The organism is Candidatus Cybelea sp. (assembly GCA_036489315.1).
Lineage (GTDB): Bacteria > Vulcanimicrobiota > Vulcanimicrobiia > Vulcanimicrobiales > Vulcanimicrobiaceae > Cybelea.
On record DASXFZ010000064.1, the window covers coordinates 132,893 to 143,946 of the forward strand.

Genomic DNA, 11,054 nt, shown 5'->3' on the forward strand with positions numbered 1-11,054 from the left:
GCGGCAGGCACTTCGGCGCCGGAGGCTAAGCCGACCGCTATGCCTCGCTTTCTCCATACTTCGATCTTCGTCAACGACATGAAGGAATCGATCGAGTTCTATACCGAGAAGCTCGGCCTGCGGCTGCTCGACGGACCATTTCACTATCTGGGGAACGCGGATATGGCGTTCGTCGGAAGCGGCTGGGATGCGTACGTCGAGCTCGTGTACGATCTCGAAGATCATCCCGAGTACGCATTGGGCAACCGGTACGAGCATCTCGCGATCGAGGTCGACGGCGACTTGCAGCAGTACGTCGACGCGCTGAAGACCAACGGCGTCAAGATTCTCAAAGATGTTTATAAATCGCCGAGCGGCATGCGTGCGATCGCCTTCATCGAGGATCCCAACGGAATCCCGGTCGAACTGCTCGAGCCGAGGAAGACTCCGCGCCCCGCATAGCCGTCTAACGATAGACGAACGGGTCGATCGGAGGCGCTATTCGCTGCGTCCGGGCGGCCTTGAGCCGGAGATCGCCGTCGATACGGCCGTCGACACGAAGCCACGTGCCGGCTTCGTACGGCGGCGCTCGATCGAGGCGGACGACGACCGGCGAGGCGTCGGCGCGGCAGCAGGTAATCGCGTAGCGGACGACTGCGATGTGCGATCCGTCCCGCACCAGCGTCCCGGTAAACGTCAAGCGCTCTCCCGGGAAGAGGCCGCTGAGCGTCGTTTCGGTCGCGTAATACGGAGGGGGCGGGGCCGCGGTGAAGAGGCCGGCGAGCATCAAGATTGGGGCCGCGCGCTGTGCCGGCGAGATCTCGCGGCGGTGTCTGGCTGCGCCGGCGAGCGCGATCGCCGCCGAAAAGCCGAGCACCGGAGCCAACGCAGGATGGACCAGCGCATCACCCCCGCGCAGTGCGACGGCGCCGAGCGCCACGGCGAGCAGCGCGTATGCCAGCGCATCGCGACGCGGCGTGACGTGCCCGCCGGCTCGATAACGCGCGCAGATCGACGATGCCCGCGACGCAGAGGAAAGCCGTCGCCGCCAGCGGCGAACGGGCATGAAGCGCTCCGGCGATGGCGACGGCGCCCAACGCGCAGGGCGCAGCCGCAAATCCGAGCAGGCCGCCCGCCAGCATGCAGAGCACCGGCGGGAGACGCGCGGGGTTGAGCGCGCCGCCGAATTGCATCGCGGCGCCGGCCGCCAGCGCCGCCGGAAGAAGTTCGGCCAGCTCGCCGGCGAGATCCGCCGGCTCGTGCGGGCAGGCAGCGTGGAATCGCCGGCGCAGCGCCCTCGCGGTCACGATCGCGGCCGAAAGACGTGCCGCCGCGACGATCGGTCCGAAGATCATGCAGGTTGCGACCGCCGCGGGCAGCGACCGGGCCGATGGGCCGCTGCCGCAGCCGCATCCTAGAAATGCCGCGGCGCCCGGACGGCGCAGCAGACGTGCGACGATTGCGGCAGCCAGCACGAAGGGCGTTGCCTCGAAGAGCGTGCTCGCGGCCGAGGCCAGCGCACCGCGCAGCAAGTCGGGTGAAAAGAGCAGCGCAAGCGCCAGCGGCGCCGCTCCGTAGAGCGCGATGCGCACGGACGGCTATCACGCGCCGTCGCGCAATGGCTAGTGCGCGGTGTCGGCGAACGGGGGGTGCCGGGATATGCCTGAATCGATCAGCGCTCCGCGCGGCACGCAAGATTTCTATCCCCCAGAGTCGACGAGTTGGAACGAACTCGAGGCGCGTATTCACGCGCTCGCGGCGCGCTTCGGCTACGGCGAGATCCGCACGGCGGTCTTCGAGTCGACCGACCTTTTCGTCCGCGGCGTCGGCGAACAGACCGACATCGTCGAAAAAGAGATGTATACGTTCGAGGACCGCGGCGAACGCAGCCTCACCCTGCGCCCGGAATGGACGGCCCCGGTCGTCCGGGCGGCGCTCGAGCACCACCTCTTCGCGCAGGGACCGCTGCGGCTTTACTACATCGGGCCGATCTTCCGTTACGAGCGCCCGCAGAAGGGGCGCTATCGCCAGTCGCATCAATTCGGCGTTGAGTGCTTCGGCTTCGAAGGACCGGAAGCAGATCTCGAAGTGATTTCGCTCGCGTGGGAGCTGATCCGGGGACACGGCATCGAGGACGCGGTGCTCAACATCAACTCCATCGGCGACGAGCAGTGCCGCCCGCGTTATCGTCAAGCGCTGGTCGAGCACTTTCGACCGCACGCCGCGGTTCTCTCGCCCGAGTCGCTGCGCCGCATCGAGCGCAACCCGCTCCGGCTGCTCGACAGCAAGGATCCGGCCGACGCGCCCTTTATTGCGAGCGCCCCGCGGTTCGAATCCTTTCTCTGCGCGCAGTGCCGCGAGCACTTCGACGCGCTGAGGTCGTATCTCGATTTGTCCGGCATTGCGTACGTGCTCAACCCGCGCATCGTGCGCGGTCTCGATTACTACTGCCGAACCGTCTTCGAGTTCACCTCAGGTGTCCTCGGATCGCAAAACAGTCTGTGCGGCGGCGGCCGATATGACGGCCTTGTGGAGTCGCTCGGCGGCCCTGCCGTTCCCGCGGTCGGCTTCGCGCTGGGAATGGAGCGCTTCTTAATGACGCTGCGCGCCGGCGGCGCGCAGCCAGAGGGACCGAGGCGAGGATTGCAGGCAATTGCGCTCGGCGCGCAGGCGCGCGCTACGCTGGCGCCGGTCGTCGTCGAGCTGCGCCGATCCTTGAACTCGCCGACCTATATGGATTATCTGGAACGCAAGCTTTTGGCGCAGCTGAAGATCGCCGACCGCAATCGAGCTCGCTACGCGTTGATCGTGGGCAGTGAGGAGCTCGCTGCGGGAGAGGCGATCTTGCGAGACCTCGAGTCGCGCAGCGACCGCGCGGTGCCGCTGCATACGGTAAGAGTCCTTGTGGAGCTTCTCGTAGAAGCGGGTCTGTAATGGACGAGCGCTATGCCGAGGAGACAAAAACGCTGCGAGAGCTGCTCGAGCTCATGCACGAGCACGACCTCGATACGATCAAGGTCAAGCTCGGCGATGCGATTTACGAGCTTTCCCGGCGCGGAGCGGACGCGGCCGAGGCGTGGGCGCCGCCGGCTCCGGCCTCGGCCGAGCAAACCTCGCCAACCGCACCCGCCAACGTCACTAAAGTCGCCGCTCCCTTGACCGGCGTGTTCTATCGCGCTTCGTCGCCGGATGCGGTGCCGTACGTCGAGGTCGGCGATCGCGTCGAGATCGGCGACGTTGTCTGCGTCCTCGAAGCGATGAAGCTCTTTAACGAAATTCAAAGCGACTACGCCGGCACGATTCTGCGAATCGTTCCGGGCAACGGCGAGCTCGTCTCGCAGGGTGAGGATCTCTTCTGGATCGAGCCGCACTCGTGAGCAAAGCCGCTCCCGACTATCACGCGGAGCGCGGCTTCGACGAGCTGCTCGCCGACCGCAGCGGGCTGCTCGACGAGGCGCGTTATCGCCCGCAGGTCGAAGCGATCGTCGATGCCCTCGTCGGCGCGCTGCGCGCGGGCAAGAAGATCCTCTGGTGCGGCAACGGAGGAAGCGCTGCCGAGGCCCAGCACATGGCCGCCGAGCTTTCGGGCCGGTATCTGCGCGAACGGCCCGGGCTGCACAGCGAGGCGCTCTCGGTAAACTCCTCAACCCTCACCTGCGTTGGCAACGACTACGGATACGATCGCGTCTTCTCGCGGCAGGTCGAAGCGTTCGTCGCGCCCGGTGACGTCGTAATCGGGATGACGACCAGCGGCGGATCGCGCAACATCGTGCTCGCGCTCGAGGCGGCCAAACAACGCGGCGCCGTAACGGTGGCCTTCACCGGTAACGGCGGCGGCAAGGTCGCGGATCACGCCGATTACGTCCTCATGGGGCCGGACGGCTATGCCGCGATCGTTCAAGAGGTTCATCAAGTAATGGCGCATATCGTCTGCGATCTTGTCGAACAGCGCCTGATTTTCGAAGACGGTCTGCGATGACGTCAATAATGGCGCCCGACGCCCGGACGCTCTTTGAGCGCGCGAACGGACGGCGCATTCTCGTCATCGGCGATCTGATGATCGACGAATGGATTTGGGGAACGGTGACCCGCATCTCGCCGGAGGCGCCGGTTCCCGTCGTCGCCGTCGTCGACCACTCGTTTACGCTCGGGGGCGCCGGCAACGTCGCAAATAACCTGCGGGCACTTCGGGCGAACGTCGTCTTTGCGGGAACCGTCGGCGACGACGACTTCGGCGTACAAGTGCGACGCTTGTTGGGCGAACAGCAAGTGGACGACAGCGGGATCGTCACGCTGGACGATCGCCCGACGACGCGTAAGACGCGCGTCGTCGCCCACAATCAGCAGGTTGTGCGCGCAGATTGGGAGTCGACCGCGCCGCTGGAGGGCGTGGACCGTTCGCGCGTCGCCGCCTTCGTGCGCGAGCGTGCGGCGCAATGCGACGGCGTGATTCTCAGCGATTACGCGAAGGGACTGCTCTCGCGCGAGATCGTCGAGGCCGCATCGCTCTGCCCGCTCGTGTTAGCCGATCCAAAGCCGCTCAACGTCGGCTTGCTGCGCGGGGTGACCTGCGTCGCGCCCAATGCCGGCGAGGCGTCGACCATGACCGGCATAACGATCGTCGACGAAGCGAGCCTCGAAGTAGCGGGCCTACGGCTGATCGAGATGCTGGATTGCCGCTACGCGGTCATCACGCAAGGCGAACACGGCATGTCGCTCTTCGGGCGAAACGGAGAGCGATTGACGATTCCGTCGGTAGCGCGAACCGTCTACGACGTCAGCGGCGCGGGCGATACCGTCATCGCGATGCTGGCGCTCGCGCTCGCCGCCGGTGCTTCGATCGAGCAGGCGATGCAGTTGGCAAACTTCGCCGCCGGGGTGGTCGTCGAGAAGCTCGGAACGGCGACGGCCTCGCCCGAGGAGATCGTCGCGCTGGTCGAACCGGCGACGGCGTGAACGAGCACGCTCCATTTTCGGCTCGGCTTTTCGACGTCGACGGCGCCGTCGAGTGGCGCGACGAAAAGCGTTCGCGTGGACGCACCGTCGTCTTCACGAACGGCTGTTTCGACGTGCTGCACGCGGGTCACGTTGCGTACCTCGCGTGGGCGCGCGAGCAAGGCGATGCTTTGATCGTCGGGCTCAACGAGGACGATTCGGTCAGACGGCTCAAGGGGCGCGCACGCCCGATCGTACCCTTTGCCGATCGCGCGGCGCTGTTGTGCGCGCTGCGCAGCGTCGACGCCGTCGTCGGGTTTGCCGATCTCACGCCAGAGGTCGTTCTCGATCGGATTCGCCCCGACGTTCACGTCAAGAGCGAGCAGTACCGCGAGGACGAGCTTCCGGAACGAAGCGTCGTGCTGAGCCACGGCGGCCGAATCGCACTGGCGCCGCACGCTTCGGGCAAGAGCACGACGGAGACGATCGCCCGCATCCTCGATGCGTATAGCCGTCACGGCTAACGGTCCCGGCGAGGTGGCCGGCTGGCTGCGGCCTCTGCTGCGATCGCTCTACGCCCGCCGGCCCGATTTGGAGGCTTTCGTTTTTCTCGTCCCCGACGACTACGCGAGCGGCTTCGAGGCCGAGATGCTGCAGCAGTGGTTCCCTGCGGCTCACGTGTACGATCCGAAGCGGTATCTGCGATTTGCGCTCGGCGGACGGCTCGAGGATCTGCCGGCCAGCGTCGACATCGTGCAGTATATCGGCGGCGATCTCTTGCACGCGAGGCGCGTGCACGCACGCCTGCACGGTCACGCCGCGACCTACAAGTTCTCCCGGCGGTCGTATCGCACGCTCTTCGAGCGGGCCTTCGCCGTCGACGCGCACAACGTCGAACAACTCGAAGGTTGGGGCATTCCGCGCGATCGGATCGAGCGCGTTGGAAACCTTGCGATCGACGGCGCGCTCTTCGAAGCCGCGCAGGCGCGAGAGGAGGGCTCGCCGGAGGACGGGATCCTCATCATGCCCGGCTCGCGCACCTACGAAGTAGAGAATTTGATACCGTTTTTCTTCGCGGTCGCGCTGCGAATGCTGCGCGATCGTCCGGGCCTGCCGATCGCGTTTGCCATATCGCCTTTCACCTCGCGCGCGCACGTCAAAGCGGCGATCGAGGGCGGCGGCCATCCGCGGATGTTCGGGCGCCGAGGCCGGCTCGTCGTGGAAGACGAGCGGGAGTTTTTGGAGGATGACCGGCGCGAAGTGCGCGTTCCGCTCCTGCGCAACGGGCTTGCCGCAGCGCGCCGCGCCCGGCTGGTCCTCACGATTCCCGGAACGAAGACCATCGAACTCGCTGTGCTTGGTAAACCCGCCATTACGATCACGCCGTTGAATGCCCCCGAGTTGGTGACGATCAACGGACCACTCACCTATCTCAACCGCGTTCCGCTTGTCGGCGTCCCGCTCAAGCGTGCGGCCGCGGTCGCAGTATCACACCGCTTCCGCCATCACACCCAGCCGAACATCGATGCGGGCAAAACGCTGATTCGCGAGGTGCACGGGACGGTGACGCCGGCAAGGATCGCGCGCACGGCGCTCGACTCCTACGACGACCCGGTTTGGATATCGTCGGCCGGCGAGGCGCTCGCCGGGCTCTATCGCGATCACGCGGGCGCAGCCGACCGAATGGCCGATTCACTCTTGCGCCTTGCGGCCGCATAGCGACGAGATTACGCGATGGAGTTCTCCGTCGTCATCGCAACGAAGGACCGGCGCGACTTTCTGGCCGGCGCGCTCGAGTCGCTACAGGCTCAGGCAGATGCACCGCCCTTCGAAGTCATCGTCGTCGACAACGGGTCGACCGACGGCACGCGCGCCGAGGTCGAGGCGTACGCGAACGCGAGCCGGCCCGTGCGGTATCTCTGGCAGCCCGAACCCAACCGCGGTAAGTCGCGCAACCGCGGCGTCGAAGCGGCGCTCGGCCGCTACATCGCATTCTGTGACGACGACGTTCGGGTCCCCGCGGGCTGGCTCGCCGCGCATGCCGCCGCGCAGACGGGCGACGAGTACGTCGTCAACGGACCGATTCTCAACGTGGCTTCGGTCGACGTTAGGCCAAAGCCGGCGCCCGCCAACTATTCGCGCGCCTTTCTCTGCACGTGCAACGCGTCGCTGGCCAAACACGCATTCGAACGCGCCGGCGGGTTCGACGAGTCGTTCGATTTATACGGCTGGGAGGACACCGAACTGGGCGTGCGGCTGCGCGAGTCGGGATGCCGCTGGCGTTTTGCCTGGAGCGCCTATCTCTGGCACCTCAAACCCGACGTCCGCGGTGCACTCGAGGTCGAGGCGGCAAAGGCGCTCGAGAAGGCGCGCATGGCGAGCCGCTTTCTTGCGAAGCATCCTTCCCGGCGCGCCCGCCTGGCCACCGGCGCGCATCCGCTGAACCTATTTCGCGCGCGTTATTTGCTCCCGGAGGCGCTGCTCGCGTACTATGCGGGCATCTCGAAGAGCTCGCGCGTCCCGGCGTGGCTGCGAGCGCTCAGCCGCGGCCAGCTTTTGGACGGTCTGTACGCGCGCGAGCTCGTTCGCGCGCTCGATGCGGAGCATGAACGCTAACCGCGCGCTGCTCTACTGCGCGGGCGGTGGTATCGGCGATTCGCTGGTCGCGTCGATTGTCGCGCGGGCGATGCGGCAGCGATTCTCGTCGGTTGACGCCTTGACGCTTCGGGGACACGCCGAGTTGCTGGAACGCGTGCCCGACGTCGATCGGGTCTTCGTCGACGAGGGCGACGAGCGCGCGCTCGCCGAGCGCATGAGCCGCGAAGCATACTCCGCCTGCATCGTCACCTGGGCGACGTCGAGGACGGCGGCGGTCCCTTGGCGGGCTGGCATTGCCGTTCGCGTCGGGCAGGCGCGTCGCTTTTATTCGTACCGCTTCACCAAGCGGGTCGTCGTCCGCAGCGAACGCGGCGACGTCACCTCGCACTGGTCCGACGTGCTGCTCGATTTTGCGCGCGCGATCGGCTGCGATACCGACGACCGCCGCTATCGATTCTTACCGACGCCGCACGACGAAGCCGAGGCGGCGAAGATCGCCGGCGGCCGCGGTGAGTTCATCCTGCTCAATCCGTGCAACGCGATCGCCGCGCGGCGCCGCTGGCCGGTCGATGGGTGGGCGACGCTCGCGGCGGCGTTGCGCGAACGTTACGGCGTCGAAGTGCTCGTGAGCGGTTCTCGTGCCGATGCGCCGCTGGCCGAAGCCGTCGCCCGCGTCGCCGGAGGCGACGGGATTGCCTCGATCGCGGGATGCACGAGCCTCGGCTCGTTCGGTGCGCTCGCGCGGCGGGCGCGCGCGTTCGTGGGTATAACGACGGGTTCGATGCACGTTGCAGCGGCGGTCGGGTGCCCGACCGTCGGTATCTTTCCGTTTCAGTCGGACTACCCGGAGCGATGGTCGCCCCTGGGCGATCGCACGGCGATCGTGCGCGCAACCTATCGGTGCCATCGAGGGGATACCAAAGAGCGCTGTCGAGACTACGCCTGCATCGAGCGTCTCGATCAGACTCGAATCCTCGCCGCGGCGGACTCGCTGCTCTGATGATTCGCGCCACGATTCAGCTCTGCACCTACAACCGGGCCGCGCTGCTCGAGCGCGTACTCGAAGCCTGCTTCGACCAAACCGTTCCGAAGGAGTCTTACGAGGTCGTGCTGGTCGACGACGGGTCGACCGACGCTACGGCTGTGGTCATCGAGCGCGCTCGAGCGCGCGCCGACTGCCGGTTTACCGCGATCGCCCAACCCAATCGCGGGCTGGCTGCGGCTCGCAACACCGGCATTGGGCGAGCCGTAGGCGAGCGCATCATCTTCATCGACGACGATGTGCTCGTGCTCCCGAATTTCGTGCAGGAGCATCTGCGCAGCAACGTCGCTCACCCAGCGGCGGTCGTGCGCGGCGGAGCGATCGAAGTGGAGGATCTCGACGTCCTTCCGCCGCCGGTCTGGAGCATCACGAACTATAGCGGCAACTTCTTTTGGACGACCAACGTCTCGGTGCCGCTGGCGACGATTCGCACGGTCGGCGGATTCAACGAATCCTTCGCGGAGTACGGCTGGGAGGATATCGACGTCGGGATGCGCCTGCGCGGCGCCGGCGTGCGGGCCGTCTTCAACCCGCGCGCCCTCGTCTATCATTTCAAGCCGCATCCGCGCGTAGACCGCGTGGACGCGATGCTCTCCCAGGCGCGCGCTAAAGCGCGTACTGCCGCCGCGCTCGTGCGCCTCCATCCTCATTGGCGCACGTATCTCGCAACGGGAATCAATCCGGTCTCGCGGCGCTTGGCCTCGCTGCGGCGCGGCCTGCGAGTGGCCGACGCTCTCCGCCGCCGGCTCGCCGCTCTGCGGGGCGACCGCGAGCTGACGCGCGGCGAGCTGCTCGCGGTGCGCGCGTTGGCCAACGAGATCTACTACGAAGAGCTGGAGCGAGCGCTGTGAGGATCCTGCTCTCTCGCACCGACCGCATCGGAGATCTGGTGCTCTCGACGCCCGCGATCGCCACCGTGCGCGCCTCGTTTCCTAAGGCGCACCTCGCCATCGTGACGAGCAACTATAATCGGGTGGTGATGGAGCGCAACGACGACGTCGACGAGCTCATCGTTATTCCCGAGGGAGCGTCGCCGCGCGGCTTCGGCGCGAGCCTGCGCGGCTACGACGCCGCGGTCGCGCTGGCCCCGCGTGCCGTCGATCTGCAGCTCGTCGGAGCGACGAAGGCACCTTTGCGGGTCGGGTACACCTACGAGCGGCGGTGGATCGCGCGACTAACGGCGGGGCTCTACCTCGATCGCATCATGGTCTCCGAAGCCGATCCGGAGCTCTCCGATCGGGACCCTCGCCGCATCGTGCGGCACGAGGTCGTGCAGCTGCTCGACCTCGTCGCGCTCGCCGGTGCGCGCGAGCGCGTCACGCGGCTGCGGCTCGATTTGGTCGACGCGGACCGCAGCATCGCGCGCGAGCTTCCGGAAGGCCCGATCGTTCTGCACCTCGCGCCGCGCTGGTTCACCGGCGGCAGCACGCTCGAGTCGACGCTCGAGATGGTGGACGAACTCGGCCAGCTTGCACCGGTCGTGATCACCTGCGCGCGAGAGTGCGAAGAGCAGGCCCCCTTTTTCGATGCCAAGCACAGCGTCGTCCGTTGTCTGCGTCGGCTGCCGTTCCACCAGTGGGCGGCGGTGCTGCAGCGCGCGCGCGTCGTCGTCACGGTCGATACCGGCGCGACGCACGTCGCGAGCGCGGTCGGCCGGCCGACGCTGGTCGCCTTCGAACATCGCTACTTTCGCCTGAACTCGCAGGAATGGTCGCCATACGGCGTGCCGCACGTCCTGGTCCGCAAGCCGCCGGCACGCGATCCGGAGATGCTCGCCCGGTTTCGCAGCGAGATCGCCGGCGGCGTAGCCTCGCTGCTGCGCGCGAAAGTATCGTAGTGCCCGAGATCTCGGTCGTCATCCCGACCTACAATCGCCTCAACACCCTCTCGCTCGTCCTGCCGACGCTGCTCGCGCAAGATCTTCCCGCCGAGCAGTACGAGCTGCTCGTCTGCGATTCCAACTCGAACGACGGCACGGAGCAGTTCCTGCGCGACGTCGGAGCCCTGCATCCCAATGTACGGTATTTGCCGGGGGCGTACACCGGCCGGGCGGCCGCGCGCAACGCCGGCATCGATCGAGCGCGCGGCGAGATCGTGCTATTCAACGATGCCGATATCTTTGCATCGCCCGATCTGCTCTCGGTGCATCTCTCCCGGCATCTGCAGCGAGCCGGCATCGCCGTCGTCGGCTTGGAGGTGCAGGCGCGCGACTACGAAGAGTACGAGTATAAGCGCGACCACCCGCAAGCGCGCGGGCATCTGCATCCGCCCTCGCGAAAGAGGCTGCCGTGGTTATATTTCCTCACGGGCAACGCCTCAGTGCGGCGTACGGATCTGCTGCGGGCAGGCTGCTTCGACGAAAGCTTCACCGGCTACGGTCACGAGGATCTCGAACTCGGCTATCGACTGCAGCGGCTCGGCATAGAGATCTGTTACGAGCCGCGCGCCGTGAACTATCACTGTCAAGATGTGTCGCACGACGACCAGAAGGAGAAAATGC

Annotated in this window: 14 protein-coding genes; 12 read left to right on the forward strand and 2 right to left on the reverse strand. The window is 66.6% G+C overall.

Annotation, left to right across the window (positions count from 1 at the left end):
* The first annotated feature begins 39 nt into the window (after positions 1-39).
* Positions 40-441, forward strand: a complete 402-nt coding sequence (locus VGG51_15340) for a VOC family protein (protein ID HEY1884402.1) — start codon at positions 40-42, stop codon at positions 439-441.
* A gap of 4 nt (positions 442-445) precedes the next feature.
* Here VGG51_15340 and VGG51_15345 read toward each other — a convergent pair whose 3' ends face one another.
* Together VGG51_15345 and VGG51_15350 are read right to left on the reverse strand one after the other, a co-directional pair.
* Positions 446-919 (reverse strand): hypothetical protein, encoded by a 474-nt coding sequence (locus VGG51_15345; protein HEY1884403.1) that lies wholly within the window; start codon positions 917-919, stop codon positions 446-448.
* Positions 885-1,571 (reverse strand): hypothetical protein, encoded by a 687-nt coding sequence (locus VGG51_15350; GenBank protein ID HEY1884404.1) that lies wholly within the window; start codon positions 1,569-1,571, stop codon positions 885-887. Before VGG51_15350 ends, VGG51_15345 begins: the two co-directional genes overlap by 35 nt.
* A gap of 67 nt (positions 1,572-1,638) precedes the next feature.
* On the opposite strand from VGG51_15350, the gene hisS reads away from it, so the two are divergent.
* The 11 genes from hisS to VGG51_15405 all read left to right on the forward strand — a co-directional run.
* On the forward strand, positions 1,639-2,913 hold the full coding sequence (gene hisS, locus VGG51_15355; GenBank protein HEY1884405.1) for a histidine--tRNA ligase: 1,275 nt from the start codon (positions 1,639-1,641) through the stop codon (positions 2,911-2,913).
* The gene (locus tag VGG51_15360; GenBank protein HEY1884406.1) at positions 2,913-3,356 is read left to right on the forward strand and encodes a biotin/lipoyl-containing protein; all 444 of its coding nucleotides are present in this window, start codon (positions 2,913-2,915) and stop codon (positions 3,354-3,356) included. The genes hisS and VGG51_15360 overlap by 1 nt, the downstream gene beginning before the upstream one ends.
* On the forward strand, positions 3,353-3,958 hold the full coding sequence (locus tag VGG51_15365) for an SIS domain-containing protein (protein HEY1884407.1): 606 nt from the start codon (positions 3,353-3,355) through the stop codon (positions 3,956-3,958). Before VGG51_15360 ends, VGG51_15365 begins: the two co-directional genes overlap by 4 nt.
* A complete protein-coding gene (rfaE1, locus tag VGG51_15370; protein ID HEY1884408.1) occupies positions 3,955-4,935 on the forward strand; it encodes a D-glycero-beta-D-manno-heptose-7-phosphate kinase in 981 nt (326 codons plus the stop codon). The genes VGG51_15365 and rfaE1 overlap by 4 nt, the downstream gene beginning before the upstream one ends.
* Complete coding sequence (locus VGG51_15375; GenBank protein ID HEY1884409.1) at positions 4,932-5,438, forward strand: adenylyltransferase/cytidyltransferase family protein; 507 nt, start codon at positions 4,932-4,934, stop codon at positions 5,436-5,438. The genes rfaE1 and VGG51_15375 overlap by 4 nt, the downstream gene beginning before the upstream one ends.
* Positions 5,416-6,633 carry a hypothetical protein gene (locus VGG51_15380; protein HEY1884410.1) on the forward strand — a complete coding sequence of 406 codons (1,218 nt, stop codon included), beginning with the start codon at positions 5,416-5,418 and terminating at the stop codon, positions 6,631-6,633. Before VGG51_15375 ends, VGG51_15380 begins: the two co-directional genes overlap by 23 nt.
* Before the next feature lie 15 nt (positions 6,634-6,648).
* Positions 6,649-7,530, forward strand: coding sequence for a glycosyltransferase family A protein (locus VGG51_15385; GenBank protein HEY1884411.1), 882 nt, complete (start codon positions 6,649-6,651; stop codon positions 7,528-7,530).
* The gene (locus tag VGG51_15390) at positions 7,520-8,512 is read left to right on the forward strand and encodes a glycosyltransferase family 9 protein (GenBank protein ID HEY1884412.1); all 993 of its coding nucleotides are present in this window, start codon (positions 7,520-7,522) and stop codon (positions 8,510-8,512) included. The genes VGG51_15385 and VGG51_15390 overlap by 11 nt, the downstream gene beginning before the upstream one ends.
* Positions 8,512-9,405 carry a glycosyltransferase gene (locus VGG51_15395; GenBank protein HEY1884413.1) on the forward strand — a complete coding sequence of 298 codons (894 nt, stop codon included), beginning with the start codon at positions 8,512-8,514 and terminating at the stop codon, positions 9,403-9,405. The genes VGG51_15390 and VGG51_15395 overlap by 1 nt, the downstream gene beginning before the upstream one ends.
* The gene (locus VGG51_15400; protein ID HEY1884414.1) at positions 9,402-10,391 is read left to right on the forward strand and encodes a glycosyltransferase family 9 protein; all 990 of its coding nucleotides are present in this window, start codon (positions 9,402-9,404) and stop codon (positions 10,389-10,391) included. Before VGG51_15395 ends, VGG51_15400 begins: the two co-directional genes overlap by 4 nt.
* Positions 10,391-11,054: glycosyltransferase (locus VGG51_15405; GenBank protein ID HEY1884415.1), on the forward strand; the 664-nt coding region annotated here is incomplete at its 3' end. The genes VGG51_15400 and VGG51_15405, both read left to right, overlap by 1 nt.